18 protein-coding genes are annotated in these 23,344 nt (G+C 68.2%); 8 read left to right on the top strand and 10 right to left on the bottom strand.

The window, feature by feature from the left end:
- Positions 1-3 precede the first annotated feature (3 nt).
- Complete coding sequence (locus ACUTR7_RS12530) at positions 4-1,047, bottom strand: FecR domain-containing protein (RefSeq protein ID WP_445608948.1); 1,044 nt, start codon at positions 1,045-1,047, stop codon at positions 4-6.
- Positions 1,044-1,559 (bottom strand): sigma-70 family RNA polymerase sigma factor, encoded by a 516-nt coding sequence (locus tag ACUTR7_RS12525; RefSeq protein ID WP_013801139.1) that lies wholly within the window; start codon positions 1,557-1,559, stop codon positions 1,044-1,046. Before ACUTR7_RS12525 ends, ACUTR7_RS12530 begins: the two co-directional genes overlap by 4 nt.
- A 224-nt stretch (positions 1,560-1,783) precedes the next feature.
- On the opposite strand from ACUTR7_RS12525, the gene ACUTR7_RS12520 reads away from it, so the two are divergent.
- The 6 genes from ACUTR7_RS12520 (at position 1,784) to ACUTR7_RS12495 (ending at position 8,848) form a co-directional block, all read left to right on the top strand.
- Positions 1,784-2,422, top strand: a complete 639-nt coding sequence (locus tag ACUTR7_RS12520) for a PepSY-associated TM helix domain-containing protein (RefSeq protein WP_013801140.1) — start codon at positions 1,784-1,786, stop codon at positions 2,420-2,422.
- Between the two features lie 20 nt (positions 2,423-2,442).
- A complete protein-coding gene (locus ACUTR7_RS12515) occupies positions 2,443-2,970 on the top strand; it encodes a DUF2271 domain-containing protein (protein WP_034396360.1) in 528 nt (175 codons plus the stop codon).
- A 100-nt stretch (positions 2,971-3,070) separates the two neighbouring features.
- Complete coding sequence (locus ACUTR7_RS12510) at positions 3,071-3,889, top strand: DUF4198 domain-containing protein (protein ID WP_012206854.1); 819 nt, start codon at positions 3,071-3,073, stop codon at positions 3,887-3,889.
- Between the two features lie 41 nt (positions 3,890-3,930).
- The gene (locus ACUTR7_RS12505; protein ID WP_445609027.1) at positions 3,931-5,007 is read left to right on the top strand and encodes an FAD:protein FMN transferase; all 1,077 of its coding nucleotides are present in this window, start codon (positions 3,931-3,933) and stop codon (positions 5,005-5,007) included.
- 45 nt (positions 5,008-5,052) lie between these two features.
- Positions 5,053-6,438: a sulfite reductase subunit alpha gene (locus ACUTR7_RS12500; protein ID WP_445608947.1), complete on the top strand. Its 1,386-nt coding sequence runs from the start codon at positions 5,053-5,055 to the stop codon at positions 6,436-6,438.
- Positions 6,439-6,667: 229 nt separating this feature from the next.
- On the top strand, positions 6,668-8,848 hold the full coding sequence (locus tag ACUTR7_RS12495; RefSeq protein ID WP_445608946.1) for a TonB-dependent receptor domain-containing protein: 2,181 nt from the start codon (positions 6,668-6,670) through the stop codon (positions 8,846-8,848).
- On the opposite strand, the gene ACUTR7_RS12490 is transcribed toward ACUTR7_RS12495, so the two are convergent.
- The 3 genes from ACUTR7_RS12490 to gabT all read right to left on the bottom strand — a co-directional run bounded on the left by ACUTR7_RS12490 (position 8,836) and on the right by gabT (position 12,728).
- The gene (locus tag ACUTR7_RS12490) at positions 8,836-9,813 is read right to left on the bottom strand and encodes a ketopantoate reductase family protein (protein WP_099733057.1); all 978 of its coding nucleotides are present in this window, start codon (positions 9,811-9,813) and stop codon (positions 8,836-8,838) included. The genes ACUTR7_RS12495 and ACUTR7_RS12490 overlap by 13 nt on opposite strands.
- Positions 9,814-9,929: 116 nt before the next feature.
- Entirely contained in the window at positions 9,930-11,387 is a 1,458-nt protein-coding gene (locus tag ACUTR7_RS12485; RefSeq protein WP_445608945.1) for an NAD-dependent succinate-semialdehyde dehydrogenase, read from the bottom strand.
- 30 nt (positions 11,388-11,417) lie between these two features.
- Complete coding sequence (gene gabT, locus ACUTR7_RS12480; RefSeq protein ID WP_445608944.1) at positions 11,418-12,728, bottom strand: 4-aminobutyrate--2-oxoglutarate transaminase; 1,311 nt, start codon at positions 12,726-12,728, stop codon at positions 11,418-11,420.
- A gap of 145 nt (positions 12,729-12,873) precedes the next feature.
- Between gabT and pdxR the strand changes: the two genes are divergently transcribed.
- Both pdxR and ACUTR7_RS12470 read left to right on the top strand, forming a co-directional pair.
- Positions 12,874-14,382: a MocR-like pyridoxine biosynthesis transcription factor PdxR gene (gene pdxR, locus ACUTR7_RS12475; RefSeq protein ID WP_445608943.1), complete on the top strand. Its 1,509-nt coding sequence runs from the start codon at positions 12,874-12,876 to the stop codon at positions 14,380-14,382.
- A 41-nt stretch (positions 14,383-14,423) separates the two neighbouring features.
- Complete coding sequence (locus ACUTR7_RS12470; RefSeq protein ID WP_445608942.1) at positions 14,424-14,930, top strand: GNAT family N-acetyltransferase; 507 nt, start codon at positions 14,424-14,426, stop codon at positions 14,928-14,930.
- A 27-nt stretch (positions 14,931-14,957) separates the two neighbouring features.
- Here the strand turns inward: ACUTR7_RS12470 and ACUTR7_RS12465 are convergent, their stop codons facing one another.
- From ACUTR7_RS12465 to ACUTR7_RS12445, 5 genes are all read right to left on the bottom strand, one after another.
- A complete protein-coding gene (locus ACUTR7_RS12465) occupies positions 14,958-15,437 on the bottom strand; it encodes a CYTH domain-containing protein (RefSeq protein ID WP_043819133.1) in 480 nt (159 codons plus the stop codon).
- Between the two features lie 149 nt (positions 15,438-15,586).
- Entirely contained in the window at positions 15,587-18,028 is a 2,442-nt protein-coding gene (gene rpoD / locus ACUTR7_RS12460; protein WP_013801152.1) for an RNA polymerase sigma factor RpoD, read from the bottom strand.
- A gap of 263 nt (positions 18,029-18,291) precedes the next feature.
- Positions 18,292-20,325 carry a DNA primase gene (dnaG, locus tag ACUTR7_RS12455; RefSeq protein ID WP_065346030.1) on the bottom strand — a complete coding sequence of 678 codons (2,034 nt, stop codon included), beginning with the start codon at positions 20,323-20,325 and terminating at the stop codon, positions 18,292-18,294.
- 41 nt (positions 20,326-20,366) lie between these two features.
- Entirely contained in the window at positions 20,367-22,595 is a 2,229-nt protein-coding gene (locus tag ACUTR7_RS12450; RefSeq protein WP_445608941.1) for a sensor histidine kinase, read from the bottom strand.
- A complete protein-coding gene (locus ACUTR7_RS12445) occupies positions 22,592-23,317 on the bottom strand; it encodes a response regulator transcription factor (protein ID WP_445608940.1) in 726 nt (241 codons plus the stop codon). Before ACUTR7_RS12445 ends, ACUTR7_RS12450 begins: the two co-directional genes overlap by 4 nt.
- Between the last annotated feature and the right edge of the window lie 27 nt (positions 23,318-23,344).

Raw genomic sequence — 23,344 nt, 5'->3', positions numbered from 1 at the left:
TCTTCATGTCGGACCTATGCGCACCCAGTAGCGCACCGGCACATGGATGCGCACGGGCAGCACCTGTACCAGGGACTGCAGGATGCGGTCCGTATCGGCGAGCGGGAAGACGCCCGACAGGCGCAACCCGGCCACCTCGGGTGCCAGCGTGATCAGCCCGGGTCGGTAGCGGCGCAGTTCGTCGATGAAGCGGTCCAGGCGCATGTCCGAGGCCACGAGCACGCCTTCGTCCCAGCCCGGCCCCTCGCCGGCCGCGCCGGCCGGCAGCGCCTGCGTGGCACTGAGCTTTGCGGCTTCGCCGCTGTCGACACGCAGCAACTCGCCCGTGCGGCTGCGGGCCTCGACCGCACCCTCGAAAACGGCCACGCGCGTATCCGCAGTCTCCATGTCATGGCGCACCGTGAAACGCGTGCCCAGGGCGCGCAGCCTGCCCGCGGGCGTGTCCACCACAAAGGGGCGCGCGGGCTGGGCCGTGTCATGGGCGGTGGTGACCATCAGCTCGCCGCGCAACAGCAGCACGCGGCGCAGCTGGTCGTCGAAGGCAAGGTCCACGGACGTCTCGGTGTTGAGCAGCAGCTGCGTGCCATCGGGCAACTGCAGGGAGCGCCGCTCGCCCTTGGCGGTGCTGACATCGGCATTCCAGGCCTGCCACGGCAGGCGCTCATGCGCAGTCCATGCCGCAGCACCTGCGCCGGCCAGGCCAGCGACGCTGGCCAGCAGGCGGCGGCGTGACTGGGCGGTCTTGAGGCTGCGCGCCAGCGTGGCCGTGGCAAGGGGTCCATTGAGGGGACCGCTGTCCGGGCGTGCGTCAGGCAGCCTGAGCCGCGCATTCGTGGCCTCGATGCGCTGCCAGGCCCGCTCATGCAGCGGATGGGCTGCGCGCCAGTCCAGCCATTGCGCGCGTTGTTCCTCTGTGCACTCGCCTGACCACAGCTGCACCAGCCAGTCCACGGCGCTGTGGACCACGTCAGGCGGCAGCGCGGGGTCGGCACTATGGGTGGAGCCATCGGCGCCATGGACGCGCCCGGCAGCGCAGCGCTGCGTCATGCCGCATGTTCCGGGAAGTAGCAATGCCGGATGGCGCGCGCCATGTACTGCTTGACCGAGCTGACCGAGACCTGCAGCAGCAACGCGATCTCGGCATAGGCCATGCCGTCCAGCTGGGCGTGCAAAAAGGCCGCGCGCACCTTGGGCGGCAGGCCGTCGAGCAGGCGGTCCAGCTCGCACAGCGTCTCCAGCACGATGGCCCGTTCCTCGGGCGAGGGCGCCAGCGGCTCGGGCTGCAGCGCCAGCGTGTCCAGATAGGCACGTTCAATTTCTCGGCGGCGCAGGTGGTTGGCCATCACGCGCTTGGCCACCGTGGTGAGGAAGGCGCGGGGCTCCCGGATCTCGGACAGTTCGGTGCGGGACTCCATCACGCGCACGTAGGTGTCCTGTGCGAAATCTGCCGCATCGCCTGCATGGCCCAGCCGGCGCTGCAGCCAGGTGCGCAGCCAGCCATGGTGCTGCTGGTAGAGATGGGCAAGGGCCTGGTGGGGAGTCACGGCGGGACAGGACACGAAGGGTGAAGAGGGGGATGCAAGTGATAAGCATTCTTATTTTACTTTGGGTGATGCTGGCACCGCCTTGGCGTGGCGCACGATTAAGCCGGTAAAGCTTGTGTAAATGCGATCAATTCTTATTTGTGGGCGGTAGAATCCCCGGGCCTTTCCTTTCCTGGGCTCCCGTGCCCGCCATCCGTGATGGTTGACGCCGCGTGGCGCTGCCGCCTTTTTCTGTTGCGATGACATCCCCCAAACCGGACCCTCGGCGCCGTTCCTACTGGCTCAAGACACTGCACGAGTGGCACTGGGTCAGCTCCGCGCTGTGCCTGATCGGCATGCTGCTGTTCGCCGTCACGGGGTTCACGCTCAACCATGCGGGGCAGATCGAGTCCAAGCCGCGCATCGTGCGTGGCGAGGCGGCATTGCCCGATGCGCTGCGCGTGCAGTTGGTCCAGCAGCAGGCCAGCCAGCCGCGCGACCGGGCGCCCGTGCCTGCGCCGTTTGCGGACTGGGTGCGCGGCCAGTGGGGCCTTGAGGCCGAGGGCCGCGAGGCCGAATGGACGGCCGACGAACTCTATGTCTCCCTGCCACGCCCTGGCGGCGATGCCTGGGTGCGCGTTGCCCTGGCCGATGGCGAGGCCGAATACGAGCGCACCGACCGGGGCTGGATCGCCTATCTGAACGACTTGCACAAGGGCCGCAACACGGGCGCCGCCTGGAGCTGGTTCATCGACATCTTTGCCGCAGCCTGCCTGGTGTTCACCGTCACGGGCCTGTTCATCCTGAAGATGCACGCAGGCAACCGCCCCTTCACCTGGCCCATGGTCGGCATGGGGCTGGTGATTCCCATGCTGCTGGCCCTCCTGTTGATCCACTGAGAACCGAAAGAGCCTTGCCAATGAATCCGCACTTCTCTCTGCGCTACACCATGGCGCTTGGCGCCTGCCTGGGCGCGGTCCCGGTCTTTGCCGCCGGCCTGAACGTGGGCGTGGAAATTCCGCGCCTGGATGTCGCCGAATACCACCGCCCCTACGTGGCCGTGTGGATCGAGCGCGCCGACGCCTCGGTGGCCTCCACGCTGTCGGTCTGGTACGACGTGAAGATGCGCAATGCCGAAGGCACGAAGTGGCTCAAGGACATGCGCCAGTGGTGGCGCCGCACGGGCCGTGACCTGACCCTGCCGATCGATGGCGTGACCAGCCCCACGCGTCCCGTGGGCAAGCACCAGCTGAGCTTCACCGAAGGCGCCAATCCCTTCGCCAAGCTGCCGCCCGGTGAATACAAGCTCGTGGTCGAGGCCGCGCGCGAAGTCGGCGGCCGCGAAGTGGTCACCGTGCCCTTCAAGTGGCCCGCGGCCAAGGCCGAGCAACTGAGCGCCAAGGGCAGCAGCGAGCTGGGCGAGATCAGCGTCGAGCTCAAGCCTTGAAATTGAAAGCCGCCGAGGCGCTGTGCGCGTTCCCCCTCACGAGGGGGACTACGCCATCGCTGCACGTGCCAGACCCATCCACGAACCAAGGAGATTTTTCATGAAGTCCAAGACCCGCTTTGCCGTCCGTCTGGCTGCCAGCCTCGCCATTGCCTGCGGCGCCTTCCAGGCCGCGCAGGCCCACAACCTGTGGCTGCTGCCCTCGACCACGGTGCTGTCCAAGGCCGAATGGATCACGGTGGATGCCGCTGTCTCCAACGACCTGTTCTTCTTCAACCACGTGCCGCTGGGCCTGGACAACCTCGTTGTCTCGGCGCCGGACGGCTCGGCCGTCGCGCCGCAGAATGCCCATCGCGGCAAGCTGCGCAGCGTGTTCGACCTGGACCTGCAGCAAAGCGGCACCTACCGCCTGGCCATCGTCAACGACGGCCTGTTTGCCTCCTGGAAGGACAAGGCCACGGGCCAGAACCGCCGCTGGCGCGGCTCGCCCGAGAAGTTCGCCGCCGATGTGCCCGCCGACGCGCAGGACCTGAAGGTGACCCAGTCCGTGGGCCGCATCGAGACCTTCGTGACCGTGGGCAAGCCCAGCGCCGTCAAGCCTTCCGGCAAGGGGCTGGAGCTGGTGCCCGTGACCCATCCCAACGACCTGGTCAAGGGCGAGAAGGCCACCTTCGCCTTCCATGTGGACGGCAAGCCCGCCGCCAACCTGGAAGTCGTGCTGGTGCCCGGCGCCACTCGCTACCGCGACAACAAGGGCGAGATCAAGGCCACGACCGACGCCAAGGGCGAGTTCAGCGTGACCTGGCCCACCGCCGGCATGTACTGGGTGGATGCCGATGCCCAGGACAGCAAGACATCGCTGCCCCAGGCCAAGGAGCGCCGCCTGTCCTACGTGGGCACGTTCGAGGTGCTGCCCTGAGCCTTGCGTCCCCACCCGGGGCTCCGTCTGCGCCCGTGCCCGTGCGCGTGAGCTTCGCGCCCGCCCTGTTGCAGGGCAGCGCAGGCCGGGGCCTTGCCACGCTTGTGCCCACAGGCGCGGCGTCCTTTGCCGTCTCCGGCTACGCGCCGCAGGCGGTGCGGCGGGCAGATCCCGCCGCGCTGCAAACACTCACCGGCGAGGCCATGGGCACGACCTGGAGCGTGCGCCTGCACAACCCGGATTTCCGCCCGCTCGATGAGGCGCGCCAGGCCATAGAGGCTGCGCTGGCCCTGGTCGTGCGCCAGATGAGCAACTGGGAAGCCGACTCCGACATCTCGCGCTTCAACCGCGCCGAGCCCGGCAGCTGGCATGCACTGCCGCCCGAATTCTTCACCGTGCTGGCCTGTGCACTCGATTGGGCACAGGCCAGCGGCGGCGCCTGGGACCCTACCGTGGGGCCGCTGGTCGATCTGTGGGGCTTCGGCCCGCGTGCGGAAAAGTCGCAGGGCGCCGGCATCCCCGATGCCGATGCGCTGCGGCGGGTGCGCGAGCGCGTGGGCTATCAGCGCATCGTGCTGGACCTGGCGGGCCGGCGCGCGCTGCAGCCCGGCGCCGTCCATGTGGACTTCAGCGGCATCGCCAAAGGCTATTCGGTGGACCTGGTCGCCGAGCGCCTGCAGGCGCTGGGCCATACCGATTTCCTCGTCGAGGTGGGCGGCGAGCTGCGGGCCTGCGGTCAGCGCCCTGGCAACCAGCCCTGGCGCGTGGCCGTGGCCAGCATGGCGGACCCGTCCACGCCGCTGGCGCTGCCGCTGCGCGACATGGCCATCGCCACCTCGGGCGACCACTGGCATGCCTTCGAGCAGGGCGGGCGCCGCTACTCCCACACCATCGATCCGCGCAGCGGCGAGCCCGTGGCGCATGGCCTGACCAGCGTCACCGTGCTGCATGCCGAATGCATGCAGGCCGACGCCCTGGCCACCGTGCTCACCGTGCTGGGGCCGCGCGAGGGCCTGGACTTTGCCGAGCAGCGCGGCGTGGCGGCGCTGCTGTGCGAGCGCACTGCGCAAGGCCCTGCCATGGCGATGACAACGGCTTTTGCCGCGCTGCTGCCGTGAGCGTTTCCTTCCCTTTTTCCGCCGTGTAGATTTCCGGTCCCCGCCATGACCTTGTCCGAAACCGGGCTGCGCGTACTCGCAGCCGCCGTGCTGGTCCTGCTCTATGCGGCCATGTGCGCCGCCATCTGGTGGCGCGAGCGCCGCCAGCGCATGCGGGCCCGGCAGGAAGCGGCTGCGCTGACCAGCGCACGCGAGGGCGCGCTGCCCCTGCTCGTGGCCTATGCCAGCCAGACCGGCCAGGCCGAGGAACTGGCGCGCGAAACCGCCCGGCTGCTGCACACGGCCGGAGAAAGCGTGCACCTGTGCGCCCTGGACGCTGTGGATGCCGACCTGCTGGCGCGCACGCAAAGGGCGCTGTTCATCGCCAGCACCTATGGCGAAGGCGACCCGCCCGACAACGCGGCGCTGTTCCTGGCGAACGCCATGGCCGATGCACGGCCGCTGTCCCATCTGCAATACGGCCTGCTGGCGCTGGGCGACCGGCAGTACGCGCAGTTCTGCGGCTTTGGCCGCGCGCTGGACAGCTGGCTGCGTGCCGGTGGCGCCAGGCCCTGGTTCGAGCGCATTGAAATGGACAACGGCGCGCCGCAGGCGCTGACCGCCTGGCAGCACCAGCTGACCCAGATCAGCAGCCTGGGCGACATGCCGGCATGGGAGCAGCCGGTCTTCAGCGAATGGACGCTGGCCGCGCGCCGGCACATGAACCCGGGCAGCGCAGGCGAGCCGGTGTTCCACATCGAGCTGCAGCCCCCTGCAACGGAGCCCGCGCTGTGGGAGTCCGGCGACCTGGCGCAGGTCTGCATTCCTGCGGACCCGCAGCATCCGCGCGAGTACTCCATCGCCTCCATCGCCCAGGATGGCTGCGTGCACCTGCTGGTGCGCCAGGCGCGGCGCGAGGATGGCTCGCCGGGCCTGGCCTCGGGCTGGCTCACGCAGGGCGCGCCCCTGGGGGCAGCCATCACCCTGCGGCTGCGTGCGCACCGCAATTTCCGGCTGGAAGACAACCTGCAGCGCCCGCTGGTGCTGATCGGCAACGGCACGGGCCTGGCCGGCCTGCGCAGCCACCTGCGCGCGCGTGCTGCGGCGGGCCTGGGTCCCAACTGGCTGCTGTTCGGGGAGCGCAATGCGGCGCACGACCGGCTGTACGGCGACGAGCTTCAGGCATGGTGCGATGGCAGCGTGCTGCAGCGCCTGGACCTGGCCTTCTCGCGCGACCGCAGCGAAGGCGCGCCGCGCGCCTATGTGCAGGACCTGCTGGCGCAGTCCGGCGATGTCTTGCGCCAATGGGTGGCGCAGGGCGCAGCCATCTACGTTTGCGGCAGCCTGCAGGGCATGGCCCAGGGCGTGGACCAGGCGCTGCACGCCGTGTTGGGCGAGGCGCAGATGGACCAGCTGGTGCGCAGCGGCCGATACCGGCGTGATGTGTATTGAGGTGGTGAGAGCAGCTTGCGCCAGCGCAAGCATTGGTGCCGTCAGCGCTTTCTGCTCCTAGGAACGTAGCATCCGTGCGACAGATAAATCCTATTGTGATCATGAGAATGGAAATGATTCTCAATGTTCATATAATTTCGTTACATATCCCCATCCCATCGCATAACCAAACATTTCAAAGCGAGTTGCACGGGCCCCACAGCCCGTTTTCCGTTTCTGGAGTGTTTGCATGTCGTATCGCGATCTGCGCGGAGTTCTTCCGTCGCGTCCTTCCCATCTGGCCCTTGTGGTGGCTGCCGTCTGCGCTTCGGGTGCCGTCTCTGCACAGACGGCAACAGGCAATGCCGCGCCCGCCACGGAGCTGCGCGAAGTCGTGGTCTCCGCCTCGGGTTTCGAGCAGGACATCAAGGAGGCGCCGGCCTCCATCACCGTCATCCCGCGTGAGGAACTGGCCAAGGGCCGCTTCGGCAGCCTGACCGACGCGCTGGAAAGCGTGGAAGGCATCGACGTGGGCGCCCCCGCAGGCAAGACCGGCGGCCTGAACATCAGCATCCGCGGCATGCCCAGCGACTACACGCTGGTGCTCATCGACGGCCGCCGCCAGAACTCGGCCGGCAACGTCACGCCCAACGGCTTTGGCGAGACGCAGACCAGCTTCATGCCGCCCATCGGCGCCATCGAGCGCATCGAGGTCATCCGCGGTCCCATGTCTACGCTCTACGGCTCCGACGCCATGGGCGGCGTGATCAACATCATCACCCGCAAGGTCGGCAAGACCTGGACGGGCAGCGTCAGCGCCGACTACACGCTGCAGCAAGAGTCGGAGTTCGGCGACATCAAATCCGGCAAGTTCTACCTGAGCGGCCCCATCAAGGAGGACCTGCTGGGCCTGTCGATCCGCGGCAGCACGCAGCGCCGGGCCGCTTCGGACATCACCTATGCGGGCGCCAACGGCCAGCCCGCCGTTCCCATCATGGGCGGCAACCCCGTCAAGTCCGAGATCAACAACCTGGGCCTGCGCCTGGCGCTCACGCCCAACAGGTACCACGACATCACGCTGGACCTGGACTCGGGCCGCCAGACCTATGACAACTCGCGCGGCCAGCTCGGCACGCTGGGGCTGCAGGGCGGCTACGGCCCCGAGCAGAAATACAACCGCGACCAGCTCACGCTGGCGCACACGGGCCGCTTCGGCTTCGGAACCTGGGACACCAGCTTCATGGTCAACCGCACCGAAACCATGGGCCGCACCGTTCCCCCGGGAACGCCGGGCGCGACACCGGGCGCTGCGCGCACGCTGGAGGTGGAAAGCAAGGTGCTGGACAGCAAGCTGGTCCTGCCCTGGGGTGCCCACCTGACCACGCTGGGCGGCCAGTGGTGGGATGCCGAGATGAAGGACGGCGTGGCGCCGAACAAGTTCGCCTTCACGCAGAAGGCCCTGTTTGCCGAGGACGAATGGAGCCTGACCGACGCCTTCAAGCTCACCATGGGCGCGCGCTATGACCGCCACAGCCTCTTCGGCGGCAAGCTCAGCCCGCGCATCTACGGCGTGTGGAATGCCGCGCCGCAGTGGACCGTGAAGGGCGGCGTCAGCAACGGCTACAAGACGCCGCGCGTGGAGCAGCTGGCGCCCGGCATCAACGGCTTCGGCCAGCAGGGCCGCCTGCCGCTGGTGGGCAGCCCCAACCTCAAGCCCGAAACCAGCCGCACCACCGAACTGGGCGTCTATTTCGACAGCCCCACGGGCTTTGCGGGCAGCGCCACGGTGTTCAACAACGAGTTCAAGGACAAGATCACCAGCGGCCCGGGCCTGATCAACTGCGACTTTGCGGCAGCGCCCAACCGCCCCGGCTGCGTGAGCTTCGGCAACTGGCCCCTGGTGGATGCCTTCGGCCAGTCCATCAACGTGGACGAGGCCGTCACGCGCGGCCTGGAGCTGAGTGCGCGCATGCCGCTGGCGCGCGGCTGGAACGCCAGCGCCAACTACACCTTCACCAGGAGCGAGCAAAAGAGCGGCCCCAACCGCGGCAACCCGCTGAGCGACACGCCCAAGCATGCGCTCAACGCCCGCCTGAACTGGGAGCCGGGTGCCCAGTGGAACCTGTGGCTGCGTGCCGAATACCGCAGCGAGCGCTTCCGCGACCCCGGCACCAGCGCCAGCTCCCAGGCCGCCAAGGCCGCGCTGGGCAACTACAAGGCCTATACCCAGTTCCACCTGGGTGGCAGCTACCGCGTGAGCAAGCAGTTCACCATCAACGCGGCCATCTACAACCTGTTCAACAAGGATTTCGTGGACTACCAGCCCTACAACGTACCGGGCCAGGTCCAGGGTACCGTGATCTTTGGCAACCGCTACGCGAACAACCAGGAAGGCCGCCGCCTGTGGGTGTCCGCCAACTACGAGTTCTGAGGCGGGTTCCGGGGCGCCTGGCTGGCCTGCATGCGTGAAGGGGCCAGCCTGACCAGCACCTGCAGCGTGCGGTTCAGCGGCACGGGCACGCCCAGGGCCTCGCCGCGCCGCACCACGTAGCCGTTCAGGTGGTCGATTTCGCTGGGCTTGCCCAGCGCCAGATCCTGGGCGGTGGACGAGAACTGGCCCGGCATGGTGGCCGGCAGGCCCCGCACGGCAGCGGGCACGTCGCCGGGCAGGGCCACGCCGTCGGCCCTTGCCACGGCCAGGCATTCGGCCACCACATCGTCCACCACGTGCGCCACGCCGGGCGCCTGCACCAGCGGGCCGTAGGGCAGCTGGCACAGCGCCGACAGCGCGTTGTAGGCGCAGTTGATCACCAGCTTGGCCCACAGCGCGCCGCGCACATCGGGCGATACCTGCACGGCAATGCCCGCCGCGCCAAATTGCCGGGCCACCTGTTCGCTGAGTGCAGAGGGCGCGATGACCAGCTCGCCACGCCCGAAGTGGCGCACATGGCCGGGACCGGCCATGGCCGTGGCCACATAGACCACGGCGGCCGCCACGGCAACGGACGGGCCCAGCACGGCGCGCACGCGCTCGTCGTTGTCCACGCCGTTTTGCATGGTCAGCACCAGGGCGCCCGGCGCCAGGTGCGGCTGCATCTCGCGGGCCGCTTCCTCGGTGGCCGTGGACTTGACGCAGAACATCACCACATCGGCATCGCGCACGGCGCTGGCCTCGGTTGATGCCTGCATGGGCACCTGGATGTCCAGCGCCGCCGTCTCCAGCCGCAGGCCATGCTGCTGCACGGCCTGCACATGGGCGGGGCGGCCGATCAGCGTGACCTGGTGGCCGGCGCGTGCCAGCAGTGCGCCGAAATAGCAGCCCACGGCGCCTGCGCCCATGACGGCGATGCGCAGCGGCGCGGTGGGGGAGGAGGGGCTGGCGGAAGAAGCGTCCATGGTGCGAATCGGATAGGCCTTTGATGGCGCCCAGTCTAGCCAGGCTGCCGTCAAGGGCCCATGCTGTCTTCCCTGCCGGGGGGCACTGCGGACTTCAGGCCGTCCTCATGCCGTGCTCATGCCGTCTGCAGGCACAGGTACTTGGTCTCCAGGTATTCCTCGATGCCGTGGCGCGAGCCCTCGCGGCCCAGGCCGGACTGCTTGACGCCGCCGAAGGGCGCAACCTCGTTGGAGATCAGGCCGGTATTGATGCCCACCATGCCGTACTCCAGCGCACGCGATACGCGCCAGATGCGGCGGTTGTCGTTGGTGAACAGATAGGCGGCCAGGCCGTAGATGGTGTCGTTGGCGCGGCGCACCACTTCGTCCTCGTCGTGGAAACGGAACAGCGGCGCCAGCGGGCCGAAGGTCTCTTCCTCGCAGACCCGCATGCTGTCGTTCACATCGGCCAGCAGCGTGGGCTCGAAGAACAGCTGGCCCGGCACCGGGCGCCTGCCACCGGCCAGCAGGCGTGCGCCCTTGGACAGCGCGTCGGCCACATGGCTTTCCACCTTCTGCACGGCGGCCTCGTTGATCAGCGGGCCATGCGTCACGCCGGGCTCCAGGCCATTGCCGACCTTGAAGCCCGCCATGGCCCGCGCCAGGCGGCGGGCCAGTTCGTCATGGATGCGGTTGTGCACATAGATACGGTTGGCGCATACGCAGGTCTGGCCAGCGTTGCGGAACTTGGAGGCCAGGATGCCGGCCACGGCCTGGTCGATGTCGGCATCGTCGAACACGATCAACGGCGCATTGCCGCCCAGCTCCAGCGACAGCTTCTTGACCGTGTCGCTGCACTGGCGCATCAGCAGCCGCCCGGTGGCCGTGGAGCCCGTGAAGCTGAGCTTGCGCACCACGGGGCTTTGCGTCAGCGCCTGGCCGATGTCCTGCGGGTGGCCGGTCAGCACCTGGAAGACGCCGGCTGGAATGCCGGCCTCCTCGGCCAGCACGGCCAGGGCCAGGGCGGTGAAGGGCGTGCTTTCGGCCGGCTTGACCAGCATGGTGCAGCCGGCGGCCAGCGCCGGGCCGGCCTTGCGCGTGATCATGGCGGCCGGGAAGTTCCAGGGCGTGATGGCGGCGCACACGCCAATGGGCTCGCGCAGCGTCAGCAGCTGCTGGCCGGCCGTGGGCGACTGCAGCAGTTCTCCGTCCACGCGCTTGCCTTCCTCGGCAAACCATTCGATGAAGGAGGCCGCGTAGGCGATCTCGCCGCGTGCCTCGGCCAGGGGCTTGCCCTGCTCCAGGGTCATCAGCCGCGCCAGATCGTCCTGGTGCGCCAGCATCAGGTCGAACCAGCGGCGCAGGATGCCTGCGCGCTGCTTGCCCGTCAGCGCGGCCCAGGCGGGCAGGGCGCGCTGTGCGGCGGCAATGGCGGCTTCGGTCTCGCCGGCCTGCAGGGCGGGCACCTGGCCCAGGCGCTCGCCCGTGGCGGGGTTGAAGACGTCGATGGCGGGGCCGGAGCCCACGGCTCGCCAGCCCTCGGCGAGCAGGCAGGCCTGGCGGAACAGATCGGGGCGTTGCAGTGAAAGACTCATGGTGCGGCAGGGTGTGGCTGGGATGGGGATTCAGGCGGCGACTGGCTGGGACGCGCTCTGGGTGATGGCGCTGTCGATGATGTCCAGGGCCCTGGCGAACAGCGTCTGTGGAATCGTCAGCGGATAGAGAAAGCGGATGGCGTTGCCGTACAGGCCGCAGGTCAGCAGCAGCAGGCCCTGCTCCTGCGCGTGCCGGACGACGGCGGCCACGCGCTGCGCGTCGGGCTCGCCGCTGCCGGGAAGGCGGAACTCCACGGCCAGCATCGAGCCCAGTCCGCGCACGTCGGCAATGCCGGCATCCTGCGCCTGCAGGGCTTGCAGGCGCGCGCGCAGCTGGTTGCCCAGTGCGTGGGCGCGCTCGCACAGCCGTTCTTCATCGATCACGTCGAGCACGGCATGGGCCGCGGCCACGGCCAGCGGGTTGGCGGCATAGGTGCCGCCCAGGCCGCCGGGGTGGGGTGCGTCCATGATGGCCGCGCGGCCCACCACGCCCGAGATCGGCAGGCCGCCGCCCAGGCTCTTGGCCATGGTGATCAGGTCGGGCTGCACGCCGTAGTGCTCCATGGCGAACAGCTTGCCCGTGCGAGCGAAGCCGGTCTGCACCTCGTCGGCGATCAGCAGCATGCCGTGCTGGTCGCACAGCTGGCGCAGGCCGGTGAACAGGGCGGCAGGCACGGGGTGAAAGCCCCCTTCGCCCTGGACGGGCTCCACGATGATGGCGGCCACGCGCTGCGGGTCCACCGAGGTCTTGAACAGCATGGCAATGGCGTCCAGCGACTGCTGCACGCTCACGCCGGCCTGCTCGCCGGGGAAGGGCGCGTGGAAGACTTCGCCCGGCATGGGGCCGAAGCCCTGCTTGTAGGGCGCCACCTTGCCCGTCAGTGCCATGCCCAGCTGGGTGCGGCCATGGAAGGCGCCCTGGAAGGCGATCACGGCCGAGCGGCCCGTGGCATGGCGCGCGATCTTGACGGCGTTCTCCACGGCCTCGGCGCCCGTGGTGAAGAAGGCGGTCTTGGCCGGGCCGGCGATGGGCGCCAGCGCATTGATGCGCTCGGCCAGCGCAATCGCGCTTTCGTAGGGAACGATCTGGAAGGCCGTGTGCGTGAAGCGCTCCAGTTGCTGCTGCACGGCCTGGACCACACGCGGATGGCGGTGGCCCGTGTTGAGCACGGCAATGCCGGCCGCGAAATCGATGTACTGCCGGCCCTCGGCATCGGTCAGCAGGGCGTTGTCGGCCTGCACGGCATGGAAGCCGCACATCACGCCCACGCCGCGCGGCATGGCGGCGTTGCGCCGGTTCTGGAGTTGCTGGTTCGGGGAAGAGGCGGTGGCGCTGGACATGAGAGGGTTCTCCGTTGATGGGGATGCAAGGCTTCCCGTTATAGTGGCCATTGGTTCCATGACTGGAGCCATCTTTTGAAAAGATGGTGGTGCCAATTGAGCGCGCCTCCACTTCCACCTCTATCCTCACTCCACCAAGGCAGGCATGGCAAAACCCTCCGTGTGCGCGGATCTCATCCTCCAGATGGACTGGCGCGGGCTGGGCGGCGACCGCACCCATCTCAATCGGGGCCTGTACCTGGCCATCCGCCAGGCCATAGACAGCGGGGCCCTGTTGCCGCGCAGCCGTCTGCCTGCCTCGCGTGACCTGGCGCGCGAGCTGGGCGTGTCGCGCAACACCGTCAACCACGCCTACGAGCAGCTGCAGGTGGAGGGCTATGTGCGCAGCCAGGTGGGGCGGGGCACGCATGTGGTGGACACCCTGCCTGCGGCCTTGCTGCTGAGTGGCGGGCGTGCGCCCGCACGCCGCGCCACCGCCACGGCGCCCGCACCGGGCGGCGGCCTGTCTGCACAGGCGCAGGCCCTGCTGAAAACGGCCCAGGCCTCCGAGCAGCAATGGGGCGCCTTCATGCCCGGCGTGCCCGACGTGACCGAATTTCCGCGCGCCACCTATGCGCGCATCCACAACCGCCTGCTGCGCCACGCCGGGCCGCAACTGCTGACCTACGGCACGCGCGGCGGCGTGGACGCGCTCAAGCAGGCCCTGGCCGAGCACCTGCGCGTGGCGCGCTCGGTGGACTGCGGGCCGGGCCAGGTGCTGATCACCGAAGGCGTGCACCAGGCCATCGATCTGGTGGTGCGCAGCCTTGCCGATCCCGGCGACTGCGTGTGGATGGAGGAGCCCGGCTACTGGGGCATTGCCAACGTGCTGCGCATGCAGCACGGGCTGCACCTGCACAGCGTGCCCGTGGACGAGGAGGGCATGCAACTGCCCGAAGGCCTGCCCGCGCCCCGGCTGATTTTCGTCACGCCCTCGCACCAATATCCTTTGGGCACCGTCATGAGCATGGCCCGGCGCCGTGCGCTGATTGCCTATGCGCGCCGCGTGGGCGCCTGGATCGTGGAGGACGACTACGACAGCGAATTCCGCTTCTCCGGCAGTCCCGTGCCCAGCATGCAGGGCATGGAGGAAGGTGCGCCCGTGATCTACATAGGCACCTTCAGCAAAACCCTCTATCCGGGGCTGCGCATGGGCTACATGGTGCTGCCACCGGCCCTGGCCGAGCCCCTGCGGCGCATCCATTCCGAGCTGTACCGCGAGGGGCACCAGCTGCCCCAGCAGGTGATTGCCGAGTTGATCACCGAAGGCCATTACGCCGCCCACATCCGCAAGATGCGCCTGCTCTACGGCAAGCGCCGCCGCATGCTGCTGTCCCTGATCGAGCGCTACCTGGGCGCCGACCACCTGCCCTGGGTGGAAAGCAGCGCAGGCCTGCATTTCGTGATGCAGCTGCCGGGCCAGGACGACGATGTGGCGCTTGCCGGGGATCTCCGGCAGGCGGGCATCTTCGTCAAGCCGCTGTCGCGCTATTACGCAGGCCCGCACAAGCGGCGCGGCCTGCTGCTGGGATACGCCTGCGTCTGCGAGGAGGAGATCGGTGCCGCCTTCTTCCGTATGCTGGCGGTGCTCGCAGCCCGGCATGGCCGGGGCTGAAGTTCTCTTTCCCAACCCCTTTGTCCGACGCAGAAAGCTCCATGATCTCCACCCGCCCCGTTGATCCCCATGAATGGCCGCAGTACCGCGATATCCGCCTGCGTGCCCTGCGCGATGCCCCCGACGCCTTCGGCAGCACCTGGGCGGCAGAGGCTGCAAGGGCTGACGCGGACTGGGCTGCACGGCTGCAGGCTGCTGCTGCCGGGGGCAGGGACAGGCTGCTCTTCGCCGTCAACGGCGAACAGGCCTGCGGCCTGGTCTGGTGCAAGCTGTGTGCCGACGAGCCCGGCGTGGCCGATCTCTTTCAAATGTGGGTCGATCCTGCCGCGCGTGGCCGGGGCGCGGGCCAGGCGCTGCTGGCGCAGGCCGTCGCCTGGGCCTGGCAGATGGGCATGCGGCGTGTGCGGCTGGGCGTGACCGCAGCAGACTCTCCCGCCATGCGGCTGTATTTGGCGCATGGCTTCCGGGCGCAGGGCGATCTGCAGCCGCTGCGCGAGGGCTCCGGATTGCAGGTGCAGGCCATGGCCCTGGACCGCGCCGGCGGCTGAACCGCCGCGGCACAGGGCCGTCCTGTTTCAACCCGGCAGCAGTGCCGGCGAAGGCAACTGCCGGGTCTTGGCCAGTTGCGAATTGCTGTAGCGCAGGTCGGAGGTGACCTCCGCGCCCAGCCAGGCGGGCGATGGCGGCTGGATATCCTCGCTCGCCAGTTCGATCTCGGCCGTGACCAGGCCGGCCAGGGGGCCTTCGAACACATCGACCTCGAAGTCGAAGCCGTCCACCGGCACGATGTAGCGCACCTTGTCGATGGCGCCATGTGCGCAGTGCTGGGCCAGCAGCGTCTCGGCATCGGCCAGCGGGATCCGGTATTCGAATTCGGCCCGGCTCATGCCGCGTGCCGGGCCCTTGAGCGTGAGAAATCCGGTGTCTCCGGCGATGCGCACCCGCACCCACATGCCGTTGTCGGCGATGTATCCCTGCGCCATGCGCACGCCGGTCAGGCCTGCCACGATGCCAGGGTCGGCCACCAGGTATTTGCGTTCGATTTCGAGAGCCATGCTGTTGCCCGTGCAGACAAAGGCGGCAGTCTATCGCGCCACCGTCGCCCTGCCCGGCAGATGGCCCGCCACAAACAAAAAGCCCCGCAGGGGAGTGCGGGGCTTTCCAGGGGGTGTTTGCCGGCCCGGGGGCCGGCATCCACAGCGCCTTACAGCGAGTCGATGAAGCTGCGCAGCTTGTCCGAGCGGCTCGGGTGCTTGAGCTTGCGCAGGGCCTTGGCCTCGATCTGGCGGATGCGTTCGCGCGTGACGTCGAACTGCTTGCCCACTTCTTCCAGCGTGTGGTCGGTGGACATTTCGATGCCGAAGCGCATGCGCAGCACCTTGGCTTCGCGCGGGGTGAGGCCGTCGAGGATGTCCTTGACCACGTCGCGCAGGCCGGCCTGCATGGCGGCGTCCACGGGAGCGGTGTTGTTGGTGTCCTCGATGAAGTCGCCCAGGTGCGAATCGTCGTCGTCGCCGATCGGCGTTTCCATGGAGATCGGCTCCTTGGCGATCTTCATGATCTTGCGGATCTTGTCCTCGGGGATCTCCATCTTGGCCGCCAGGATGGACGCATCGGGCTCGAAGCCGAACTCCTGCAGATGCTGGCGCGAGATGCGGTTCATCTTGTTGATGGTCTCGATCATGTGCACCGGGATACGGATGGTGCGCGCCTGATCGGCGATCGAGCGCGTGATGGCCTGGCGGATCCACCACGTGGCATAGGTCGAGAACTTGTAGCCGCGACGGTATTCGAACTTGTCCACCGCCTTCATCAGGCCGATGTTGCCTTCCTGGATCAGATCCAGGAACTGCAGGCCGCGGTTCGTGTACTTCTTGGCGATGGAGATCACCAGGCGCAGGTTGGCCTCGATCATCTCCTTCTTGGCGTCACGGCTGGCGCGCTCGCCATCGTTCATGCGCTTGTTGATGCGCTTGAGCTCGTCCAGCGGCACGACCACGCGCGATTGCAGGTCGATCAGGTTCTGCTGCAGCTCCTGCACGGGCGGGATGTTGCGCTCGAGCACGTTGCTCCAGGGCTTGCCGGCTGCGACCTGCTGCACCACCCACTGCAGGTTCAGCAGGTTGGGCGGGAACTGGGCGATGAAGGTCTCCTGCGGCATGCCGCACTTGTCCACGATGATCTTGCGCAGCTCGCGTTCCTTCTTGCGCACGTCATCCACCTGGGCGCGCACGAGGTCGCACAGCTTCTCGATGGTCTTGGCCGTGAAGCGGATGGTCATCAGCTCTTCGGTCAGGGCCTTCTGCACCTTCATGTACACGGGCGTGCCGTAGCCGTCCTTGTCGTACACCTTGTGCATCTTGTCGAAGTTCTCGCGCATGGCGTCGAAGCGGCGCAGCGCCTCGTTCTTGAGCTCTTCGAGCTTCTTGGTCAGCGCCTTGGAGCCGCCCTTGCCGTCGTCGTCATCCTCTTCGTCGTATTCGTCGAAGTCTTCCTCGGCCACGTAGTCGTCGTTCTCATTGGCGTTGACGAAGCCGTCGACGATGGTGGAGATGACAACCTTGCCTTCGCGGATTTCCTCGGACATGGCCAGGATTTCGGCGATGGTGGCAGGCGAGGCCGAGATGGCCTCCATCATGTCCATCAGGCCGCCTTCGATGCGCTTGGCGATTTCGATTTCGCCTTCGCGCGTCAGCAGCTCGACCGTGCCCATTTCGCGCATGTACATGCGCACGGGGTCGGTGGTGCGGCCGAACTCGGAGTCCACCGTGGACAGGGCGGCTTCGGCCTCTTCCTCGGCTTCCTCTTCGGTGGTGGCGGACTGGCCCGTGTTGTTCAGCAGCAGGGTTTCCGCATCGGGAGTCTGCTCGTAGACGGCCACGCCCATGTCGTTGAGCATGGAGATCACGACTTCCAGCGTCTCGGCATCGACCAGCTTGTCGGGCAGGTGGTCGTTGATTTCGCTGTGCGTCAGGTAGCCGCGCGTCTTGCCCAGCTTGATCAGCGCCTTCAGGCGCTGGCGGCGGGTGGACATTTCCTCTTCGGTCAGGACGGTTTCGTCCAGGCCGAATTCCTTCATCAAGGCGCGTTCCTTGGCCTTGCTGATCTTCATGCGCAGGGGCTTGACCTTTTCGGCCGGGGCCGAAGTGGTCTCGACCTCGACTTCCACTTCGGTCTCGACCTCGGACTCGCCTTCACCTTCGCCGTCGATGTCGCCATCGATGTCGGACAGGTCGGCATCATCGATGTCGTCGCCGCCTTCCTTGGCCTTGGGCTTGCGGCCGCGCTTGGCGGGGGTCTTGGCAGCGGCGGTGGAGCTTGCGGCTGCCTTGGCCGGCGCCTTCTTGGCGGCGGCAGGCTTCTTTTCGGTCTGGGCGGGGGCGTCGTCGCCTTCGGCTGCCTTCTTGCGGCCGCGCTTGGGGGTCGCGGCGGCGAGCAGCTCGTCGGCCATGGCTTTGAGTTCGGCTTGGGACTTGGTTACCACGTCGGTATCTTTCTTTGCTTTGGCCGCAGATGCGGCGCTCTTCGGTCCTGCAGCGGCTTTGCCGGCACCGGCCTTGGCCGGGGCTGAAGAGGTTGTCGAAGTCTTGGGCTTCGCTGGAGCTTCGGGGGCCTGCTTGGACTTCACGGACTTTGAAACGGGCATGAACACCTCACGGTCAGGAGCGAACACACACAAAGGGAAACTCAAACAAGCGCCGCCTAGGCGCACGCGCGGACGGACTAGGTCCGCCAGGGAAGCGAAAAACGTTCCAGGCAAGATGTCTGGGCGAACATTTGGTGTGCAGTCCTTGCGGGAAATTGGGCCGTGCAGTTGCTGCAATCACGTGAGTTCTTCACGGGGCCCGGTCCGGAGGTGCTGCTGTCGCTCTTGCCGATAGCCCCTAATTATATCTGCTTACCTCGATTTCAAGAGGAAGTACGCATCTGGTTTTCCAGGACCTGCTGTCGGGCAAAGAGATCGCGATAGCGCTGGGCGGCGCTGGGGTCCCGTGCCATGTCGCGCACGGCTTCGTCGATCTGGGCCTTGATGTGGTCGATGACGATGCGGTTGAGCACGCCGCGCAGCTCGCGGCGCAGCTCGGACAGCTCGCCTTCGGGATGGGCGTGGGGGCCGCTCATCAGCTTGTCCGCCAGCACCTCATGGGGCAGGCCGCGCAGTTGCTCGCGCAGCACGGCGAAGGGCCGGGGGCCGGATTCCTGGAACTGTGCTTCCATCCAGCGGAACAGCGCGCCGTGCCCGGCGGCGCAGCGCGCCAGCGCCTCGAAGTCCTCGTGGGTGAGTTCTTCCATGAACTCCATGTGCGCCATGAGCAGGCGCGCCGCCTGGTCCGTGCGCGTGGCGGGGGCTACGCGCGGCCCCATGGGCGGCGGGTTGAAGTCGCTGCGGCCATTCTTGTCCCAGGGCTTGCGCGGCCAGGGCTTTTTGCCGCCGCGCCCGGGCTCGCCGCCACGCCAGCCGCCTGTGCCGCCGCCCTGGCTGCCCCCCTCGGGCCAGCCCGATGGGGCGTTGTATTCGGCCGGCTGGCCCCAGTCGGCCGCGGCCGGTGCATGGCTGGCCTGGCCCGGATGGTGGGCGCCACCGGCCATGGAGCCCCGTGCCGGGCCGCTGCGGGCGGCTTCCTGCGACCACAGGTCCGAGAGATCGCGCGCATCCAGCTGCACGAGTTCGGCGATCTCGCCCAGCAGCTGGCGCTTGAGGGCGCCGTCAGGCAGTGCCGTCCACAGCGGGCGGGCATTGCTGGCCATGTGGGCACGGCCTTCGGCCTGGCCCAGGTCGCAGCCCTCGCTGGCGGCTTCGATGAGAAAGCGGCTCAACGGCAGCGCGTCGCCCACGTAGCGGGCAAAGGCTTCGCTGCCGTATTCGCGGATGAAGCTGTCCGGGTCATGCTCGGCGGGCAGGAAGAGGAATTTGACGCTGCGCGTGTCGCTGGCATAGGGCAGGGCGGCATCAAGCGCCTTGCGCGCGGCGCGCCGGCCCGCCGCGTCGCCGTCGAAGCTGAAGACGACGGCCTCGGTAAATCGAAACAGTTTGTGAATATGGTCGGGCGTGCAGGCCGTGCCCAGCGTGGCGACGGCGTTGGCAAAGCCCAGCTGGGCCAGGGCCACCACGTCCATATAGCCTTCGGTGACCAGCGCATAGCCCATGTCGCGCAGGGCGGTGCGGGCCTCGAACAGGCCGTAGAGCTCGCGCCCCTTGTGAAAGACCGGGGTTTCGGGCGAATTCAGGTATTTGGGCTTCTCGTCGCCGAAGACGCGGCCGCCGAAGCCGATGCACTCGCCCTTGACGTTGCGGATGGGAAACATCAGCCGGTCGCGGAAGCGGTCGTAGCGCTTGTCGTCGCCCTCGCCAACGATGACCAGGCCCGATTCTTCGAGCTGCGGATCGTCGTACTGCGGAAACACGCTGGCCAGCGACCGCCAGCCCGCAGGCGCGTAGCCCAGGCCGAAGCGCTTGGCGGTCTCGCCCGAGACGCCGCGGCGCTTGAGGTAGTCGATGGCCTGGGGCGATGCCTTGAGGTGCTTGCGGTAGGCGTCGCCTGCCTTCTCCAGCACGTCGGTGAGGGTGGCCTGTTTCTGCTTTTGCGCGGCCTGGCGCTCGCGCTCGGCGGGGCTGATGTCGTCCTGCGGCACCTGCAGGCCGACCTGGCCGGCAAGATCCTGCACGGCTTCGACGAAGCCCATGCCGGCATGGTCCATCAGAAAGCCGATGGCGTTGCCATTCTTGCCGCAGCCAAAGCAGTGATAGAACTGCTTGCTGGGACTGACGGTGAAGGAGGGCGACTTCTCGCTGTGGAACGGGCACAGGCCCATGAAGTTGGCGCCGCCCTTCCTGAGCTGCACGTAGCGTCCCACGATATCGACCACGTCGACGCGCGAGAGCAATTCCTGGATGAACGATTGGGGAATGGACACCCGCGTATTGTGCCTTCGCGGGGCCATCCGGCCGTGCCCCGGGGGCACTGGCCGGCGGTGCCCGGCCCTCAGCCCAGGCGCTGGAAGGTCAGCGTGAAGGCCACGCCATCGCGCGTGTTGTGCGCCTTGATCGTGCCTCCCATCTTGGCCATGTAGGTCCTGGCCACGAACAGGCCCTGGCCCCGGTGCTCGGCGCCGCCGGCGGCCGCCGGCTCCTGGGGGGCGGACACGCCCAGCTCGAAGATGCGCTCCAGCAGGTCCTCCGCAATGGTGGCGCCCTGGTTGTGCAGCGTGGCGCTGGCGGCGGACTCCGAGGCCGACAGCGACAGCGTGATGGCCGTGCCCGCGGGCCGGTAGCTGTCGGCATTGCGCAGGATGTGGGTGACCACGTCTTCCAGCGCAAACTCGTCGGCGCGCACGATCACGGCGCCCGTGACGTCCCTGTTCCCGCCCCCGCTCCCGCCCCCGCTCCCGCCTTCGTAGACCACGTTGGCAATGCCCGCAAAGTGCGCGTTGGCGGCCACGTGGGACAGAAAGGCGTTCAGGTCCAGCCGGCCTTCGGGCACGTTGGCGGCCTGCAGCGCCTCGGCCGGCGATGCCGTGCCGTAGAGCACATGCACGGCCTGCTGCATGCGCTGCACGTAGCGGTGGCCGGGGTCGTCGGGCCCGTAAAGCACCATCAGCGATTGCAGGGGCGACATGATCTCGTGGCCCACGGCATGCCACATGTCGCGTTCCTGCTGGGCGCGCAGTTGCTCGCGCTGCAGGTCGTCCTTCACGCGCTGCAGCAGGTCGGCCAGTCCGCCGGCCAGAATGCCCAGCTCGTCGGAACCACGAAGGTCCGATACTTCGAGGTCGCCCAGGCGCGGGCCGACATGGCCGTCCTGCACGTTGTAGGACACGGCGGCGGCGCGCCGGGTGAGGGCGGTCACGCGGCGGATCAGCCCCAGCTCGACGATCAGCCAGGCCAGCGCAATGGCGGCCAGCATGGCGCCCAGGTACCAGGACAGGCGCGTGGCCACGGCGGCCAGGCCCTGCTCCACATCGCGCGGGTGGCCGGTGAAGCTGACGGTGTAATTGCCCGTGGGCGTGTCCAGAATGTCCTGGCCCGTGGGCACGGCCGGGGTCATGGTGGCGGCGGAGACGCCGGCCGCATCCAGCGGCAGCCAGCTGATCAGGCGCAGCAGCCAGGGCGCCGACGGCGCGGCCTGCACATCCACGCCCTTGAGGGTGATGGCGCTGGCTTCATCGGCGCCCACCTTGCGGATCTGCACGCGCTCGCCCGGCAGCAGGCTGCGCGAGATGTCGTTGAGCGAGGCCGCAAGCTGCGCTCCCGGCGCATTGCTGTCGAACAGCGGCGGCTCCGTGTTGCCGGGGGCCAGCATTTCCACGCGCACACGCATGCTGCCCAGGTCTTCGGGCGGCCAGACGGGGCGCACGTCCCTGCGGAACAGGGCTTCGCGGAACAGCTCGACCGGCAGGCGGATGGAGTAGTGCGTGCGGCGCAGGCAGTCGGCTGCAGGGGGGGTCTTGTCATTGCCTGCATTGCCCTGCACGCCAGGCGGCAGGTCGCGGCAATGGCCGTTCTGCCAGAGCCAGCCACGGAAATCGCGCACGGGCCGCGCGCGGGCCTCAAGCTGGGGCGTGCCGTTGTCCACAAAGCCGGTGAGCCGGCCGTGCTCGCCGTTACCGGACTTGTTGCCCTGCTGCGGCATGGCCTCATAGGGCGCGATCCAGCGGTAGGTGCTGCCGCGCATGTCCAGCGTGATGCGGGCGCGGTGCGCCTGGGCGGGCTCGCGCGAGCCGCGCTCGCGCGGTGTCAGCTCGCCTGCGAAGAAGCTGCCCACCAGATAGATGAATCCGCCTGCGTAGGGATTGTTGCCAATGGCTGCGCACAGCGAGGCGCCATCGGGGTACTGCACCGAGCAGCCGGCCATCTCCACGGCCTGCTGGGACTTTTGCGGATCGTCGAAGTCGATGGCCGCGTAGGGCAGCAGCAGCGGCGCCAGCGGCGTCACGCCCTGGCCCAGGTGGCCGGCGTTGAGCAGGGCCAGCCGGCCCGAAGGATGGCGCAGCCGCGCCATGACCTCGGCCTGGCTGCGCACAAAGCCGTGCTGGTAGGCCTGCCAGGCGCGTTCCTTCTCGTCCTTGAGCACCACCACGCTCAAGGACACCGTGGCCACGGCCAGCAGCACGAACACGCCGCGCAGCAGGATGCGCTGGCGGAAGGCGGCCAGGCCCAGGCGAGGCACTTCCAGCCGGCGCAGCTCCAGCCTGGGGTTGAGCAGGCGCTTCATGTGCGGACGGCGGCGCCGGCCTGGCCCACCCAGCGAAAGCCGCGCATGGGCACGTTCTCTATGCCTTCGAAGCCCGGGTCCACCTCGCGCAGGGCCTCGCGGATGGTGCTGACGTGCTTGCGCACGTTGTCGCGGTTGCGGCCGCTTTTGACCACCTCGAACAGCTCGTCGTAGGACACCACTTCGCCGCCGCGCTGGTGCAGCGTGGCCAGGATGCGCTGGGCCGTCAGCGGCAGGTTGATGCGCTCGCCGCGCCAGGTGGGCGTGCGCTGCCACAGCGGGTCCAGCACCAGGGCGTCGCCTGCGGGCGCTGCGGCGGCCTGCGCGGCCACGGGCGCCGCGCGCTGCGTGGTGCGCAGGATGTCCAGGAAGGTCTCGATGAAGTCCGCCTCCTCGAAGGTGGTCTTTTGCAGGTAATCCCAGGCGTCCAGCGCTTTCATGATGCTGCGGTAGATGGCGGCCGGCATGGCCGAGACCACCAGCACCGGCGTGCCCTGGCCCAGCTTGTTGATGGCGTTGATCAGGGCCACGCCCGCATGGCGCTCGCGGCCCAGCTCGATGTCCAGCACCACGGCGTCGTAGTGCTCGCGGGCCAGGGCGGCCTCGGCCTCGTCGCGCGTGAACCACTGGTCGATCACGATGCCGCTGCGCGCACTGCGTATCCATCCCGCCAACTGGTTGCTGGTGGGCAGGTCGTCTTCGATCACGGCGATACGGGTCATGGGGCTGTGCGGTGGTGGGGTCGGGGG

It is taken from the genome of Delftia sp. NA_296.1 (assembly GCF_052692095.1).
The sequence above is the reverse complement of the archived record's forward strand: the minus strand, read 5'-3'. Positions and strand labels throughout refer to the sequence as shown.